This window comes from Vibrio hyugaensis, from assembly GCF_002906655.1.
Classification (GTDB): Bacteria; Pseudomonadota; Gammaproteobacteria; order Enterobacterales; family Vibrionaceae; genus Vibrio; species Vibrio hyugaensis.
In genome coordinates, this window is the sequence record NZ_CP025795.1 from 383,988 (window position 1) to 400,231 (window position 16,244).

A 16,244-nucleotide genomic window follows, 5' to 3' on the forward strand; every position below is an offset into this window, starting at 1 on the left:
TTTTGTGGTTTTGACAACAGTTGTGTGGCCAGTTAAATGCGGTCTTTTGCACTATCCAGCAGTGCTTGATAAAGAGCGAGTGTGGCTGGTCCGCTCTTCGCACCTTTTGGTAGCGTGAGGTGCAGTGCGACTTGATATTGGTTAGAGTGTTCGAGGTCTAACACCTTGATGCCTGTACTGTGGCGGTATTCGACGAGATGTTTAGGGAGCCGACAGAAGCCAACGCCTTGCTCTACCGCTCGAAAAGCGTGGTCGAAATTATCCACCGTGATTCTTTGACGCGCGCGCAACCAGCCCACGTCTCGTTTTGCCTTGTCTGATTCACCTAGATCTCGAACCACAATTTGGCTAGTGGTCGCAAAATCTGCCAATGAAACGTGCTCTTTCTTTGCCAATGGGTGTTCAACTGCAATAACGGGCACCATGGTTGTTGTTCCAAATGCTTCGGCTGGGTGGTTGGTGATCGGAAGATTGATAATGGCGATGTCTGCTAACTCATTGACCACCATATCGGTGGTTTTACTTAGCGAAGTTTCCACGATTTGAACGGAGGTAGTACTGTTTTGTGCCAAAAATTCACTAAGTGGTGCATAGAGCCAGGTTGGATCGCACAGATGGTCGATCGCCACTGTAATTTGCGATTCTACCCCATTACTTAGCTGTTCACTGATCATTTCCAGTTCATGGGCTTGTTCGAGCATAGACTGCGCGCGTCGTAACATGGTCTTGCCGTGTTCGGTTAATCCAGCCTTTCGACCTTTCACTTCTATCAGTTTGATGCCGAGTTGGTCCTCGAGCTTTTTCACCGAATAGATAAGTGTGGTATGGCTTTTATTGAGCGTCACTGCGGCTGACTGAATACTTCCAGCTTGTTCAATTGCTTGTAATGTTTGCCACTGCTCTAGGGTTGTTTTGAGTCTCATTGGTCAGTTTTTTCAACAGGTAATGGCAAAATTATGAACTTTTTTGTCAGTTTTATAAAGGTAATAATCTTCTCATCGAAAGCGAGTCAAAAAAGAAGAGGAGACTCAAGATGGCGAAATTACTGCAAGTTGATTTTGAATTTCACGGCCCATTTGGTGAAGAGATGTCGAACGCACTGGTAGACCTAGCTCAGTCAATTAACCAAGAGCCAGGCATGATTTGGAAAATTTGGACGGAAAGCGAGAAAGACAAACTTGGCGGCGGCATCTATCTTTTTGAAGACGAAGCAACGGCGCAAGCTTATCTTGAAATGCATACTACTCGGTTGAAACAGATGGGTGTAGAAGAAGTAAGAGGGCAGATATTTGATATCAACGCACCACTGAGCACTATCAACCAAGGTCCAATCGGAGAGTAACATTATGACTAACCGCACTTTTCTAACCGTTCATGGCGTCATTTACACGTTATTTGCTTTTGCGCTGTTTTTTGTTCCGACCATGATGTGGCCGATGTATGGCGTACAAATTAACGACCAATATGCGCTGTTTTTATCGCAGCACACGTCGATCTTTTTAGGTGGGATTGCTGCGGTCAGTTTGATGCTGCGTGATGTTGAATCTGGCAACATGGCTAAACAACTGTTCAAAGCTTTGCTGGTCACGAACCTCTTAGGCGTGGTGATCACCACTTACGCCGGCATTACAGGTGTGTTTGTTGGCTTTGGTTGGAGTGACCCTGCTTTCTTCTTGCTATTGAGTGTGCTCACTTTTCTTCAATGGAAGAAGCAATAAGAATAAAAACGGTTCCTACAGCGCAAATAAAGAAGCCCCGCGATAATAGCGGAGCTTTGCTTTAATGGGGCGTAAACTCACCACCATCTTTCATGATTTTTTTCGCAATGCGATTCATCACACGGATGAAAAATCGCCGAACTAAACCATATTTAACGTCCGCTATTGCAATACGACATAAGTTGTCTTTCTCATCAAAACCATAAAACACTTTTGCTCCTCTTTTATCGAGATAAATCGCAGCCACATTAGTCGCTTTCGTTTCATCTGGTTGAATGAGAGCGACTGGAAAGCCCTGTTTTACGACATTTTTCCATAACGACTCTTTGGACTGAGTTAGCGTTATTGTATCTGTGCTGCCTATGAGAAGGACGCCACTTTTTACTCGTTGTTCCATGTATGCATAAGTTGGATTTGATGCATAGAACCACTGCGTTGGCTCGGCAGGAGTGACGTGTATTTCGGCATACTGCAACTGACCGTCTTTTTTAAGGCTATGGACGGGCATTGCCTTATCTGGCAGTTTACAGCCAACGACCATTCCATAAGGTTTAGACTTTGCGTTTACAAAATCGAGCAGGCCATGAGTAAGGCAGATCGAACCAATATGAGTACTTTCAAGCGGCGCTTTTTGTTGTGCTGCTTCTAGTAACTCGATTTTCCTAGAAGTGTCATCCACGACATGAAAAACTTTATCTGCTAATAACTCGCCATTTGGGTAATAAATACGATATCGATATACACCGATAGAACTCGAACTTTTATCGCCCAAATTCCAAGTTAAGCAGTTAGAGTGGTTCACTTTAATTGAGGATTCATATTCGTGTGAATAACCTCCTATCGAGGCCCTATACGGGTGATCTAGGCGAACAATTAAGGTTACTTCTTGTTCGTAGTTATCTTCTTCACCGTCTTCTGGGAAATAGCCGATACGAAGTCCGAAACAACGCTGGTTTTCTGCCCGAATTAACGTGGTTTGTTTGATCAGTTCGCTTGGGTCATCATCTTCTGGAATATGGTAGATACCCCAATCGAGAAGCTCAAAAGGAGAAAAGGCGGCATGGCGATATTTTCCTGCCTGTATATCTGCTACAAGCTGCTGGACTTTCAACGATGGGTGCTGGGCATATTCACTGATGAGTTTTGTGAACTCTGGGAGGTTAGCGACCAACTCAAGTAAGGTAAGTAGTTGGCTTATCTCCAACTGATCCGTATAAGGTTTTAGATCGGTTTGTTCATTAAACCAAGGTATCGCATTGACCCAATGCTGCTTAATTGCATACTTGAGTAAGACGATCAGTTGCGCATCACGTTCATACAGTTGTTGGAATAATTCAGGTAGAGAAAGCACACGTTCATTCTCAAGCTGCTTCAACCCTAGACTTGGATTTAAAGCAAATAAGCGCAAGATATTATCTTGTATGTGTGTTGAGGCCTTCCAATACAGCTCATCAATGCTAGGGATTCCGTATCTGGTATCAAACTCACTGATGAAGTTGGTTTTTAGTGTATCCAGTAATTCTTGTAATTGCTCTGAGTTTAGCGATGTCGTTTGGGCGATCTGAGCAGTGATCCACTCAACTGTTTTGGATTGCTCGTTCGTTATGGTGTAACCATTGGGGTTACGACGTCCCATTTGCTCACTTGTGGTATAACGAATGGCGTTCAGTAGTGCTTCATTATAATAATTTGTGCGAACTTGAGGTCTCCGTTGTAGCAACAAATCGAAGAAACACAGCTCGGCATCTGGAAGCAGGCGTTTTAGCGCCAATCTTAGTGGTGTTTGGTCTTGCTCTGACTGTTGCTCTGCTTCGAATTGGTCGAAATATTGCTCTAAGAACTGAACCTCTTCATAGTCTCTGCGATCAATTTGAGATAATAGTAATTCCAATTGTCCAGTCAGTTTGTCGATTTCTGAATGGTATTCTAATTTCTCGATAAATGAGTGTGATTGGTCGCTTAACTCTCCATAACGATCGCAGTAAAAATACGACAGCATGCGAGTAACTTTGGCTGGCGCCAATGCCAACCAAAGCGCAAAGAAGCGATGGCAATAGATTTGCTCTGTGGTATTTTGTCGCGCTCCCCAAACATGAGCGGCTACTAATAGCTTCTGGGCTTTGTCGTCAAAGTCACGTAGGAATTGATAGTAAGGTTGGTTCACGTTGATTTGTCTGTGGTCGCTGAGCGGTTCAACATTTTCTCTAAACGAACTTAGCGCCTTGTCGAAATCATGGTTTTCATTGCTTAGGTATGCATTAACTCGTTCCCACCCCTTTTGTGCTTTTAACTCTTCTTCCTCTGTAAGGGGGACATATCGCCAAGGTTTTTCTTCGGTTTCAATGCAATGAAAATAACTGTTTTCACGCAAAGTGAGTAGAAGCTCTGACTTTAAGTTTAAGGCCAGTTTGTTCTCAAATGCTTCTGTCGCTCTGTCGTTTATTCCAAGCTTTTTATCGTGGTAAAGCATGCCAGCACAGAAGGCCAGTTGACTGGCTAAGCTAAACTCATCTTCAAACGCGTCAGTTAACTGCTCGAGAAGAGCAGTTGCTTCTTCACGATGTTTGTTCAATAACTCATGGGCAAGGTAGGACTCTTTCTGGCGAATATTATCTCGGTATGCACCACATTCTTTGACGTAGTTTAGAAATTGCGCCTTCCAATCACCGTTATAACGTTGGGTGAAATCCTCATCACTTATGAGCTCAAAGTCATGGACAAGCCCATGAGCCACATCGGCATGAAAAGACGCTTTGTTGTTCCAGCAATGTAATACGTCAAAGAAGCGCAAGATCTTTTGATTGTTTTCCGCTATCGCCGCGTCATCCAAGTCTTCATTGTGCCAATCGTGTAGGATGTCACCGGCAATGGTCATCATCTCTTCGTGGTAAGAGTCATAGCGTCCGAGATGATATTCGAACTTTTCGGAGATATCGAAGTTGCCCTTTCTTGCCATGAGTTGAATATTACATGGCTCAATGAGCTCAAGAACTTCTGCGTCCTCCCCACTTTCGATATATCGCCAAATGGCTTTGCCATCATCAAAACCTTCGGTAATGAATGACTTCCATTGGGCAATACCACTGCCACGGCAATAGTAGTAATCACGGTAGTAATCGTCTTCATTTTCGATGACTTTGGGTGGTACGATGGGGCGCCCAAGATAAGCTTCGATTTCAGTGGTTAGCTCTGCCGCCGCATGTTCTGCTGATGAGTCAATAAAGTTGCTCATCATCACATTATGGTGATCTACCTCGTGATCGTCGATATCGATACCATGAATGGGGGACATGATGGAATAGATGAATCGTTCCACTGGACGTTCAACATAGTAGCGAGAATCATCGGTATATTGCAGGTAGTCTTGGTCTGCGAAGCGTTGCTTCATTAAAGATCGAAATGCTTCAAATTCGTCAGGCTCTTCGCGAAATATTTTAAGTAATCCAGTGACCGGATTACGAGTCGATAGGTCGCTTGTACTTTCATGTATAGAATCATCAAACATGTAGCCTCGAGCGACACTGTTATCACAATAGCAGAATGCTTTCAGTGTATCGTGGGTATAACCCAAATGGTTTGTTAGAACCCCCAACGCAAACTCACCGTGGGGAGCGTGCTCACTGTCCCAATATGGGATGGTGTAACCGCCAAGATAAAAAGCCAAGCGAGGGAAAGTAAGCCCTACAATCAAAAGCGGTAATAATCCAAACACTTGCTCTTCAGATACCCACATTTCACTAGAGTCATTGAATTGCCGAGCGAGGTGGCAAATCAATTTGGCTGTTTCCTCTAACTCGGGTTCTAGTGTTTTGTGTTGGCACGCACGGAGAAAGAACGCGCCTTCACTGGTTAAATATGTACCGCTCAATGATTGAGCTGGCTGAATATCACGTTTATAAGAGTAGCCAACGTAAGCAAACACTCTTTGAGCAATTTTATCTTCAACAAGCTCTCCAATTTGATCGCTGCATCCTTCCTTGATTTTAAAGCGAACATGACAATGAAAGTTATCGAAAGCGTTTTCTTGGTGAAGCGCTTCTCGATAGTTTCTGAGGGCTTTGTGTAAAGACTCGTGAGAGTGTGGGTCGTATTCAACGACTAAAAGTTGGGTACCTAAATCAACGGACATAATATTTGCACTACAACTGTTTGCATAAGAGTTGTGAGAATAAGTACGGATGATATTGATGTCACTGAAAAGATAGAGATATTTATAAGGAGGACAGCTTCGATTGCCAAGATTGTGATAATCATTTAAAAAAAGCCCTGCTATAGCTGCAGGGCCGATTCTTATTTGGCTAGATTACTCGCTTTTGTAGGCGTAATTATAATACCCATAACCATATGAGCTAGCGGCTTTTTTCTCTATTGCGTTAAGGATAACACCTTTCACTTCTACGCCTGCTTGCTCAAATCTGTTTCGAGCAACTTCCAGTTCTTTGGATGTTGTTTGATCAAAGCGAGCTACCATGAGTGTCGTACCAGCAATGGCGCCCACTATACTTGGGTCAGTCACCGCTAATACCGGTGGAGTATCGATAATCACTAGATCGTACTCTTGTGATGCTTTTTCTACAAACTCAACAAATCGAGGATGCATCAAAAGCTCAGACGGGTTTGGTGGAACTTGGCCACGAGTGACGACATCCAAATTCTCAACCTTGGTTGATTTGATGACAGTCTCTCTATCAACCTTACCTCCTAAGAAATCAGAAAGACCATTATCTGCTATTAGACCAAAACATTGTTGTAGGTAACCTTTACGCATATCAGCATCGACCAAAAGTACTTTTTGACCTGTTTTCGCAGCAACAGCTGCAAAGTTGGTAGAGACAAAGGTCTTACCGATTGAAGGGGCTGGGCCTGAGATCATCAATACGTTGTTTTTTGCTTCCATCATTGCAAAGTGAAGACTAGTTCGAAGTCCACGTAATGCTTCAATCGAAAGGTCAGCAGGGTTTTCTTCTGCTAGAAGAAGTAGATCTTTATTACTCTTACGTTTGAGTTTGTTCGCCACCTCTAATTGTTGAACCGACTTTGGTACGCTCGCGTAGACGGAAATACCATTTTGTTCAATCTCATCAGGAGAGGTTACACCACGATGGAAAGCCGTTTTAACTAGGACAAAAGCAATAGCAACCATGCCACCGAGTAAAGTCGCAAGCACTACAATCAATGGTTTTTTCGGCTTAACGGGAATCGCATATGACTGAGCACTATCAATGATGCGCACGTTACCTACGGTTCCAGCTTTGATAATATTCAGCTCTTGAACTTTATTCAGCAATTGAATGTAGATTTGTTGGTTTACTTGAACATCGCGCGTCATACGCAGTACTTCACGCTGTGTTTTAGGTAACTTCTGAACTTGTCGGCTAAGACGTTCTTTTTCTTGAAGTAACGTCTGACGTTTATCTAGCAGTGATTTATATGCAGGGTGATCTTGAGTGAACTTCTGGCTGATTTCACTTTCTTTGAATGTCAGTTCATTCAGCTGCGCTTCAAGAGCGACCATCACTTTTAGCGTTGATTGCGCTTCAAGGTTTAAGTCGATCGATTCGTTTTCTTGTCTGAAACGATTTAGAACATCTTCCGAGCCGTTTAGTTTATCTTTTATTTCAGGTAAGTGATCTTTCAGGAAGTTTAGGCTCTGTTCCGCTTCTGCTGAATTTCTTCTTACATTCTGTAGGAAGTAGTTTTGCACAACGTCATTCAGAATTAGTTGATTACGCTCTGGGTATTCACCTTCAATGCTCAGTGACACAATACCTGTTTTAGCGCCGCGTTCTGAAATAGACAGTTGTGAAGCTAACCTGTTGATAGCATCAAGTTTGCTAATTTTACTGATTGAAAAACTGTCTTCGTTTTGCGCAATCAGTTCACTTACTTTGATGCGGTAGCCATTCATTTCAATCGTTTGGCCAACGATGCCAGATAGTACGACCTGATCTTCAATCATAAGATCAAAAGTCCCCTTTTCTGCATCTGTCACCAGTAACTCATGTTTTAAAGCTCGTGCGGTACGCGGGATCTCGAAAGTAGAGACAGAAATGTAATCTTGAGTGCCATTGATGCGAGCTAGACCTTTACCAACGAACGCTAGGTAGTTTGGGGTGGCTATGGTCGTTAAATTAAACTTATCGACGGTATCGCCAAGGATCATGCGAGATTTAATGATTTCAATCTCTGTAGTTGCCGAGGATTCGGCAGCGAAAAGATCCCCCATGTCGCCAACCATCGCAGATATGCCGCCAGAGCTTTTTTGTTCGATCTGAATAAGCGCATCGGCTTTGTAGATTGGTGTAGATAGCAATGCAACAGCAATGCCTAACGTTGCAAAGAGAAGCGTAATACCAATGATGAACCATTTAGCATCGATTAATATGCCAAACAGTTTGCCTAAATCGATTTCATCATCAGTTGGTGCAGATGAACTTATAGTTTGGTTAGCCATTGTTTTTTTATTTCGCCAAGTAATCTGAAGTTATAGTTTTTTTACCCAAGCATGGGCGGATTGTTCAATTAGAGAAAACGCATGATCAAAGGCTTCTCTGCTTTGTCTGAACGGATCAGGAATGCTGACTGCGTTCATCCAATGTCCAAATAACATAGTTTTGCCTCTGGCTTCTGGAACGATCTTAGTCAGCGCATCAATATGACCTTGCTCCATCACTAAGATAAGATCTTGCTTTGCACATAACTGTGCAGTCAGTTGTTTAGCTTGGTGATTCTCTAAAGAGAACCCTTTTTCTGAGGCAATCAGCGTTGCGGTCTCATCCGCTGGTTTCCCAGTTAGGCGGCTTTTCTCAACGGCAATACCTGCTGAAGAAATGGTTTTATTCGGAAGAAGCTGTTGAAGCACTCGTTCTCCTGTCGGAGAGCGACAAATGTTACCTACACACACAACAAGAATGTTTGAAAACATGATTTATTCCTTATCAATAGCTTTCCGACAGGGCTTGCCTGTTCTAGATAAGCCCTGTCAATAATGCTTGAGCTACGGCCAATTTCTTACACGAAGTACACCTTCTGTAAGCTCATTGAAGCCTGAAATCGTTGGTACTAGTTGTGCTATAACACGATTCCAACGACTGACTGGTGCCGCAGTGACATACACGATGTCATAAGGCTTTAGGTCAAATTCAGTACCAATTACTAACGCGGCTGCGTCAGATATATCGAGTTGGTAAATATCGCCTAATGCTTGATTGTCTAGTGCTTTTCTAATAACGAACACGCCAGTCGCATCTGCAGAAAGTTGATTGATACCACCAACATTGCTTAGAGCTTCGGTCAAGCTCATACCTGCGCGATCCATTTTCAATAGCTTGGGATCGTTAACTTCCCCCATAACGAACACTTTTTGAGTGTCATTTCTTGGTACATGCACGATGTCGCCTGGTTGAAGTAATCGGTTTTCAGTAAGGTCACCCTCTTGCATCAGCTCATAGAGAGAGATGTTTTCGACTTCGCCTTGTCGAGTCAGTGTGACATTGCGCCAGTCTGCGTCTTCGGCTAAACCGCCTGCACGATTAACGGCATCTAGCAAAGTCAGGGGGATATTGGTGATAGGTTGTTGTCCAGGCTTGTTTACTTCGCCAGTAATGTAAGATTTCTTGGATCGGAATGCCGCAACACTCACATCAACTTGAGGGCTCTCAATGTACTTCGCCAGCTTTTTAGAAATATCGGTACGAATTTGGCGGACGTTCTTGCCCGCGACTTCAACAGTACCGATATATGGATAGAAGATGGTGCCATCAGCATGTACCCAGTTGCCTGCTTCCGCTGAACTACGGTAAGAACCTGCTGGAATAGTTAGCTCCGGATGATCCCAGATAGTGATATTCAGAATATCACCAGGACCTACCTCATACTCGTAAGCCGCGAGCTGATGGTCAAGTGCAGGGTTGGCTTTTGTCTCTACATCCGAGCTTTTCAGCTGAGAGACGTTATCAAGAGTCAGTGGAAATACGTTAAAGTCTGCAGCCGAGCTGGCATTGCTGTCTTCAACGATGTGCTTACCACTCGTGGATAAGTGGCTGCCCGGTACTGTACATCCAGTGATAAGTACAGAGGAAAGGAGTAAACTGGCTAGCTTTGTATGGTTGAAATTCATGCTTTTTCATTCATCTGACGTAAAGAGCGAGTTGCTAGGAACAACATTATTTTTTGGCTAAAACAACACGCTATAACGTATTGAGTACAATTATTTTTTTAATTTATAAAATGCTCAATAGGAAACGGGTTGCATCTGGCGAGCGCACTCTAAAGAATTTCGTTCATTGGGGCAATAGACGATAAATGGATTAAAATCCAGTGATGTATAGATTTTTTTTATGGATGTGCGGGCGATTCGCCCATTTTTTGATAGAAATCTTTCTTAATTAGCTCTTATTGTTGCTAATAGCTCACAATTTTTCTTTTTTTGTGAACAATTAAATGTTTATAAGTGTTGGGAATCTTTGGAAAATATTTATTTAATTTATTATGAAGTGTGATTTGGATCTTGTTTTTTGTGGCGGGTCAATAGTGGTTTGTTATGGTTTTGACAAGAATTAACTGTGTAAAAGTAAGAGTTTGATGCTGATGCAGATTTTTTCATTGCAATGAATGGTTTCATAATATTTAAAGGCCTCATCAGAGGCCTTCTCCGAGCGGCTTGATCAACGTTTCGCTAATCCTTTGCTGTTTAAGTAGGGTAGTATATGAGGGCGAGATTCTCCCGCGAGCTTTCCGGCGGTTTCTTGTGACCATGCACTCTGCTTTTGATTGCTTGTACGGCTCGCGTAGTACTCTTGCATGGTTTGATCGTAGGTTTGTACATCGTCTACATTCAGCGCTTGGTATTGGTTTTCGTGGACAATAACGTTAACGGGTAAGCGTGGTTTTACTTCTGGGTTTTGATCTGGATGACCCAAACACATACCAAACAAAATCGCGGCACTTTTAGGTAAACCGAGTAGCTCATCGACTTGCGCAGCACTGTTTCTTAAGCCACCAATGTATACGCCACCTAACCCCATAGACTCGGCAGCTAACAAACAGTTTTGCGCCATGATGCCTGAATCCACGGCACCAATCAGGGTCAATTCGGTAAAGTCAGCTTGAACGTCTGGGTTGATGGTTGCATGACGCTGGTAATCAATGCAAAACACCAAAAATTCTGCGGCACTTTCAACATAAGCCTGATTGCCAGCGTATTGTGCTAGCAGTTTGCGCTTTTCTGCGTCTGTCACACGAATGATAGAGACCACTTGCAGCATGCTAGAAGAAGAGGCGGCTAATCCAGATTGGAGAATCGTTTGTAGTTGCTCACTTGCAATAGGCTCAGAGGTGAACTTACGAATAGAGCGATGACCGAGAATGGTTTCAATCGTACTGTTCATGATCAATCAACTTCCTTAGTTTGTTCTTAGTATTGGCTGAATCTTCACCATAACGCTATTTATATTGAGCGTAAACCAGCATGGGCTTCAAACTGTGGCGACAAGCAAAAGTGAGGCGCTTGGAAAGTGCAGTGAACATAAAGTGACGTTATTTATAAAGTTAGGTATATACTGGTTTGAATTATCAATAGCTTAACGAATGTAGAAAACATGAAAGAACTGATACTTCATACCGTCACTGTATTCATGGGCTTTTTTGCCATTATGAACCCTATCGCCAATATACCTATCTTCTTAAGCCTGACCGCGGATGAAGACAAGCAAACCGTGCGCTCAATTGCGTTTCGCTCTGTATTTATCGCCTTTGTTATCGTTGCAGTGTTCGCTATTGCTGGCAAAGTCATTTTTGACCTATTTGGTATTACCCTTTACGCACTGCGTATTACTGGCGGTATTTTAGTATTCCTTATTGGTTTCCACATGTTGCAAGGGGAATCGACACACAAGAAGACCAAGGAAAAGGCTTATTCACCAGAGCAAGAACAAGCCGCGTTGAGCATTGCCGTTTCGCCATTAGCAATGCCGATATTGGCAGGGCCAGGAACACTTGCGACGGCGATGAACTTTGCAACAACGGGTGGAATCACCGAAACCATCATTACCATTGCTTCATTCGCAGTCCTTTGTGTGATGACTTATGTCCTGTTTTTGTTTGGTGACAAGTTAGTTAAAGCCGTTGGTCCAAGCGCCCTGAATGTGATCACCAAAATGATGGGATTGATCCTTGCGGTGATTGGCACACAGATGTTTATTGAAGGTGCTGCCGAAGCGTATAAAACCGTCTTTGCGTAATTTCTGATTTGAACGACTGCATATCCACATCAACGCTTTGGTTGATGTCGATTTTTTGATCCTAAGTTTCCACTTAAAATGCAAGAAACACATAGACTTCGCCTATCTCAATAATAAGAATAACCGATTGTTGCTGTAGCACGAATTTCAGTAATCTTTTTAACGTCTTTATTGGGGGGAAACATGGCAACAAAAGCAATCGTAGTCGAAGGTGGCGCAATGCGTGGCGTCTTTGCCAGCGGCGTATTAGATGCATTCTTAGAGCAAGACTACAAACCATTTGATTTTGCGATTGGCGTATCAGCTGGGGCTTCAAACTTGATCGGTTATCTAACTGATTACCCGCACCGTAGCATTAACGTCATCACCAAGTTAGCGACGAGCAAACGCTTTTTCGATCCTACACGCTTTTTGAAAGGTGGAGATTTGATCGACGTAAAATGGTTGTTTGAAGAGTCAAATCGTTTGTACCCAGTCGATGAAGCGAAACTGTTTGAAGGCATTCCTTTCTTAGCGGCAACGACGAACATCAATACAGGTAAAGCGGATTACTATCGAGTGAATCGTCATAACTTCCACAACGCGATGGAAGCAACAACCGCTCTGCCTATTGCTTACAAACATACTCCGTGTTTCTCCGGTGGTTGTTATACCGATGGTGGTGTGGCAGATTCCATTCCTGTACGAGAAGCTTACCGTCGCGGTGCTCGTGATATCACAGTTGTTCTTTCACATCCTTTGGCTTATGAGAAAAAGCCAGTGAAGACGCCTTGGTTAATGAAGAAGTTGTTCGCTGAACATCCACAAATGGCAGAGGCTATGCTTCATCGCTCAGAGAACTACAATGAGTCGCTTGAGTTTATTCGCAATCCTCCCAAGGGCACTCGTGTTCGTGTGGTTGCTCCGCCAGATGAATTCAACGTTCAGCGATTGTCTATGCGCCAATCTGTCTTGCTCGAAGGCTATGAAATGGGGTTGGAAGCAGGACGCGCTCACCTTACCAATCGAGCAGGTGAACACGGCTTAGACAGAGAAAACTGCCATTTTTGTGTTTAATTCTTGAGTATGAGGAGTTAGTCCAAATCGACTTCAAGCGCTCCCCAAGATGAAGGTTCTCCTTCTCTTGTTAAGGGGAACAGACGAGAGTCAGGTTTGGCATAACTTAACCGATGTAGGCGCTGTGTCACGTGGTAGCTGTCTAGCCCGGAAATGGTCACCAAGTCGAGCAGTTCCAAATCGAGATAACCGTCTGGCATGATCGCTCTTTCCGGTGCGTGCACCATTAATACTTCACCGATCAGCATCTCTGTTTGATTGCTCTCAATCTTGATGTGTTCTTTCAAAGCTAGGCCCATCTTGAGGTTACTTTCAAGGACAAAAGGCGCAGGAAACGCATCATCGTAATAAGGTGTCAGGCCTACGGCTTCAAACTCTGAGATATGCTTTGGGTAGCGCGCGGAGGTTTGATGGGCTTTTTGCACAAAGTCGACGCCGATAGCGTTGATGGTGAAATGCTTGGTATCGAGGATGTTTTCTAGCGTGTGACGTCGGCTTTTGCGTGGACGAACGATAAAGCCGAATAGAGGTGGATGCGAACCCAAATGAACCACCGAGCTCACCACAGCAAGGTTCTCTTGTCCCTGCCTGTCCCTTGTGCCGATGAGGTTAGCGCTTTTGTATCCCGCTAGAGAGTTAATCAATCGGGTGCGTTGGCGTTGCTCCATCGCTTGAATGTCGTGCTTCGAGAGTTTGATGTTTTCCATATCCTTGAAAGGGGCGGGTGAGCCCGCCCTCCTTGTTAATTTTATTTCGGTATGATGACTTCATCAATTACATGAATCACGCCATTCTTTGCTTTGACGTCGGTGGCAATTACGGTGGCGTTGTTGATCATCACTTTATCGCCCATGGTTTTGATCATCACGTCTTGCCCTTGAACTGTCGTCGCTTTATCCATTTTTACTACGTCTGCGGCCATTACTTTCCCCGGAACCACATGGTAAGTAAGAATCGCGACCAGCTTGTCTTTGTTATCTGGCATCAGCAACATATCCACCGTGCCATCTGGAAGCTTAGCAAATGCTTCGTCAGTCGGTGCAAACACCGTAAATGGGCCTTCACCTTTCAGTGTATCCACTAAGCCTGCGGCTTTGACTGCTGCTACCAGAGTATTGAAAGAGCCATTTGCAACAGCCACATCAACGATGTCTTCTTTCATCATTCCGTGTTCGTGGGCTTTTGCTGGCAGTAAAAATGAAAAGGTGGCAAACAAAACCGTGGTCGTAACCAAAATACGTTTCAACATAGTGCATTCCTTTAGTTGTTTGGGGACCGCTCTCTCCCTGATAAAAGTCCCTGTTTGTACGCGCGCTTCTTTCTAGGCGATCAATTGGCTTTCTTTTTGTTCGAAGGCCGAACGTGCTGCGCCAAAACTCTTGCCCCTTCTACTTTCACTTCTGTGCGTTTGCGCCATGACCACAATCGCTCTCTTGCTGCCTTTGCGCTCGCATCTACATTTACGACGGGCGCGAGATATCGGGAATCAGGAGCTAGTTGGTACATGACAGTTTCCATTGCAGTCATTTTCCATGGCTCAAACAACAAGGGCGTGGGAACCATTGCGAGCTCGGGAATCCATTTATGAATGAACTCACCGTCAGAATCGTGCTCTTGTGCTTGTTTCGTCGGATTGTAGATGCGAATAGTGTTGGTGCCAGTCACCCCTGCTTGCATCTGAAATTGTGGGTAATGGATTCCCGGCTCAAAGTCGAGGAACAACTGAGCTAAGTGAGTTACGCCATCGCGCCAATCCATGTTCATGTGATGCGTTAAAAAGCTCACTAACATCGCACGCATGCGAAAGTTGATGTATCCGGTGTGATGAAGGCAACGCATGCAAGCATCGATGAGCGGTATCCCGGTTGTACCTGACTTCCAAGCGTCTAGTAGTGCCTCATCTCTGACGCTTGCTTGCTGTAATAAAGGTTCATAGGCTTTATTGACACAACGAAATTCTATTTCGCATTCGGATTCAAACTTCTGCATAAAGTGACAATGCCAATGCAGTCTCGAAGACAGCGCAATTAAGCTGCGACGAAACCCAGCCACTTGCCAATGTTGCAACAGGTATTGATACACTTCTCGAAGCGATATATTGCCCCATGCGAGGTAGGGAGAGAGGCGTGTACATGCATTTCGAGATGCTGTTGGACTAGAAATACTTCGGTAATAATCGCGTCCTCGGCGTTGAAAAAAGTCTTCCATGGTTTGCCAAGCGAGCGAACTTCCGCCCGTTTGCATCCCTTTGATTTTTTCCAACCAAGAAGGAGGTGGCGTAAACGAGCAACCAAGTGCTTCGGTATCAAGAATAACAAGAGAAGCACTTTCAAGGTCGATATCTTCTATTTTGGCTCGCATAACCGTATCCCAATGCTTATCCCAGCCGAGTCGGTCTTTTGCTCCTCGAATGACGGCGCCATGTTCAAATTCGTGCCACGTAATACTATGTGCTTGAAGCCATGCCGATGTTTGTTTATCTCGTTCAAACGTACAACTCAATCCGATTTCTTGATGGGAGAAAATAGCATTGATGTTGAACTGTTTTTGAATCGCGCTGAGGCAATCTATTACGCTGCCTGACATTACGGATACTTGATGGCCATTCACTGAGAGTGTTTTGTTCATATCTTGGAGTGATTGCCAAATAAAACGCCAGTGACGAGCAGAGTAATGTGGGTCATCCAGTAACATGGGTTCGATAATATAGAGCAGCACAGTTGGATGTTCCGAAGATAAAGCGTGTTGCAAAGGCGTATGATCGGTCAGGCGTAAATCGCGTTTTAGCCACACTAAGTTGATGGTTTGCATTGAGCCCCTCGCTTGTTTTTTCGGTTTCTACGTATTTGCGGGGCGTATTTCTCACTCAGTGATCGATTTTATTGATGTTGACGTAAAGGCACGGAGCAAGGAGGTGCTTTATGTCTATGCCACTCAGTAAATTGGAAAAATTCTTCTACATCGACAAGCTTGTTATCCACTCTCTCGATCTCGCTTTGTATCAAGTATCCGTCTTAGTCGATGGAGAGGAACACTTTGTCACCGACGATAAAGGCAAGTTTTTAAGAGCGCATTCGATACTGGATTTACAAAAGCAGTGTCGTAACTTAAAAGCGAAAAAGCAGGTGCTTCGCCAACAAAGTGCCTATGACGAAATGGTTGGGCAGTCATCCAAAGATGGTACTAATGAATTAGAAGTTCCTCTGCGTGATAATCAGCTTTACTGACT

General features: G+C 44.0%; 14 protein-coding genes. 5 read left to right on the forward strand and 9 right to left on the reverse strand.

What is annotated here, in order from left to right:
- Window positions 1-32 precede the first annotated feature (32 nt).
- Window positions 33-923 carry a LysR family transcriptional regulator gene (locus C1S74_RS18930; RefSeq protein ID WP_045396847.1) on the reverse strand — a complete coding sequence of 297 codons (891 nt, stop codon included), beginning with the start codon at window positions 921-923 and terminating at the stop codon, window positions 33-35.
- A 110-nt stretch (window positions 924-1,033) separates the two neighbouring features.
- On the opposite strand from C1S74_RS18930, the gene C1S74_RS18935 reads away from it, so the two are divergent.
- Complete coding sequence (locus tag C1S74_RS18935; RefSeq protein ID WP_045396848.1) at window positions 1,034-1,342, forward strand: monooxygenase; 309 nt, start codon at window positions 1,034-1,036, stop codon at window positions 1,340-1,342.
- A 4-nt stretch (window positions 1,343-1,346) separates the two neighbouring features.
- Window positions 1,347-1,718 (forward strand): hypothetical protein, encoded by a 372-nt coding sequence (locus C1S74_RS18940; protein ID WP_045396851.1) that lies wholly within the window; start codon window positions 1,347-1,349, stop codon window positions 1,716-1,718.
- Between the two features lie 61 nt (window positions 1,719-1,779).
- Here the strand turns inward: C1S74_RS18940 and C1S74_RS18945 are convergent, their stop codons facing one another.
- The 5 genes from C1S74_RS18945 to nfsA all read right to left on the reverse strand — a co-directional run bounded on the left by C1S74_RS18945 (window position 1,780) and on the right by nfsA (window position 11,107).
- Window positions 1,780-5,847, reverse strand: a complete 4,068-nt coding sequence (locus C1S74_RS18945; protein ID WP_045396853.1) for a hypothetical protein — start codon at window positions 5,845-5,847, stop codon at window positions 1,780-1,782.
- 174 nt (window positions 5,848-6,021) lie between these two features.
- Window positions 6,022-8,172, reverse strand: a complete 2,151-nt coding sequence (locus tag C1S74_RS18950) for a polysaccharide biosynthesis tyrosine autokinase (RefSeq protein ID WP_045396855.1) — start codon at window positions 8,170-8,172, stop codon at window positions 6,022-6,024.
- Between the two features lie 30 nt (window positions 8,173-8,202).
- A complete protein-coding gene (locus C1S74_RS18955) occupies window positions 8,203-8,643 on the reverse strand; it encodes an arsenate reductase/protein-tyrosine-phosphatase family protein (protein ID WP_045396856.1) in 441 nt (146 codons plus the stop codon).
- 72 nt (window positions 8,644-8,715) lie between these two features.
- Window positions 8,716-9,837, reverse strand: a complete 1,122-nt coding sequence (locus C1S74_RS18960) for a polysaccharide export protein (protein ID WP_045396857.1) — start codon at window positions 9,835-9,837, stop codon at window positions 8,716-8,718.
- 547 nt (window positions 9,838-10,384) lie between these two features.
- Window positions 10,385-11,107: an oxygen-insensitive NADPH nitroreductase gene (gene nfsA, locus C1S74_RS18965; RefSeq protein WP_045396858.1), complete on the reverse strand. Its 723-nt coding sequence runs from the start codon at window positions 11,105-11,107 to the stop codon at window positions 10,385-10,387.
- Between the two features lie 210 nt (window positions 11,108-11,317).
- Here nfsA and C1S74_RS18970 point away from each other — a divergent pair, with 210 nt between their 5' ends.
- Window positions 11,318-11,959, forward strand: a complete 642-nt coding sequence (locus tag C1S74_RS18970) for a MarC family protein (protein WP_005437917.1) — start codon at window positions 11,318-11,320, stop codon at window positions 11,957-11,959.
- A gap of 183 nt (window positions 11,960-12,142) precedes the next feature.
- Entirely contained in the window at window positions 12,143-13,015 is an 873-nt protein-coding gene (locus tag C1S74_RS18975; protein ID WP_045396860.1) for a patatin-like phospholipase family protein, read from the forward strand.
- Window positions 13,016-13,032: 17 nt separating this feature from the next.
- Here the strand turns inward: C1S74_RS18975 and C1S74_RS18980 are convergent, their stop codons facing one another.
- The 3 genes from C1S74_RS18980 to C1S74_RS18990 form a co-directional block, all read right to left on the reverse strand.
- Entirely contained in the window at window positions 13,033-13,722 is a 690-nt protein-coding gene (locus tag C1S74_RS18980; RefSeq protein ID WP_038869013.1) for a flavin reductase family protein, read from the reverse strand.
- A 41-nt stretch (window positions 13,723-13,763) separates the two neighbouring features.
- Window positions 13,764-14,264: a fasciclin domain-containing protein gene (locus C1S74_RS18985; RefSeq protein WP_045396861.1), complete on the reverse strand. Its 501-nt coding sequence runs from the start codon at window positions 14,262-14,264 to the stop codon at window positions 13,764-13,766.
- A gap of 80 nt (window positions 14,265-14,344) precedes the next feature.
- Complete coding sequence (locus C1S74_RS18990) at window positions 14,345-15,826, reverse strand: cryptochrome/deoxyribodipyrimidine photo-lyase family protein (RefSeq protein ID WP_045396863.1); 1,482 nt, start codon at window positions 15,824-15,826, stop codon at window positions 14,345-14,347.
- Window positions 15,827-15,936: 110 nt separating this feature from the next.
- On the opposite strand from C1S74_RS18990, the gene C1S74_RS18995 reads away from it, so the two are divergent.
- Complete coding sequence (locus tag C1S74_RS18995) at window positions 15,937-16,242, forward strand: DUF6482 family protein (RefSeq protein ID WP_045396864.1); 306 nt, start codon at window positions 15,937-15,939, stop codon at window positions 16,240-16,242.
- Window positions 16,243-16,244: the final 2 nt, after the last annotated feature.

Excerpts from the sequence above, each read along its gene's own strand:
- C1S74_RS18985 (WP_045396861.1), bottom strand. The coding sequence starts at position 14,264 with ATGTTGAAACGTATTTTGGTTACGACCACGGTTTTGTTTGCCACCTTT.
- C1S74_RS18995 (WP_045396864.1), top strand. The coding sequence starts at position 15,937 with ATGTCTATGCCACTCAGTAAATTGGAAAAATTCTTCTACATCGACAAG.
- C1S74_RS18990 (WP_045396863.1), bottom strand. The coding sequence starts at position 15,826 with ATGCAAACCATCAACTTAGTGTGGCTAAAACGCGATTTACGCCTGACC.
- C1S74_RS18970 (WP_005437917.1), top strand. The coding sequence starts at position 11,318 with ATGAAAGAACTGATACTTCATACCGTCACTGTATTCATGGGCTTTTTT.
- C1S74_RS18975 (WP_045396860.1), top strand. The coding sequence starts at position 12,143 with ATGGCAACAAAAGCAATCGTAGTCGAAGGTGGCGCAATGCGTGGCGTC.
- nfsA (WP_045396858.1), bottom strand. The coding sequence starts at position 11,107 with ATGAACAGTACGATTGAAACCATTCTCGGTCATCGCTCTATTCGTAAG.
- C1S74_RS18940 (WP_045396851.1), top strand. The coding sequence starts at position 1,347 with ATGACTAACCGCACTTTTCTAACCGTTCATGGCGTCATTTACACGTTA.
- C1S74_RS18980 (WP_038869013.1), bottom strand. The coding sequence starts at position 13,722 with ATGGAAAACATCAAACTCTCGAAGCACGACATTCAAGCGATGGAGCAA.
- C1S74_RS18945 (WP_045396853.1), bottom strand. The coding sequence starts at position 5,847 with ATGTCCGTTGATTTAGGTACCCAACTTTTAGTCGTTGAATACGACCCA.
- C1S74_RS18950 (WP_045396855.1), bottom strand. The coding sequence starts at position 8,172 with ATGGCTAACCAAACTATAAGTTCATCTGCACCAACTGATGATGAAATC.
- C1S74_RS18935 (WP_045396848.1), top strand. The coding sequence starts at position 1,034 with ATGGCGAAATTACTGCAAGTTGATTTTGAATTTCACGGCCCATTTGGT.
- C1S74_RS18930 (WP_045396847.1), bottom strand. The coding sequence starts at position 923 with ATGAGACTCAAAACAACCCTAGAGCAGTGGCAAACATTACAAGCAATT.
- C1S74_RS18955 (WP_045396856.1), bottom strand. The coding sequence starts at position 8,643 with ATGTTTTCAAACATTCTTGTTGTGTGTGTAGGTAACATTTGTCGCTCT.
- C1S74_RS18960 (WP_045396857.1), bottom strand. The coding sequence starts at position 9,837 with ATGAATTTCAACCATACAAAGCTAGCCAGTTTACTCCTTTCCTCTGTA.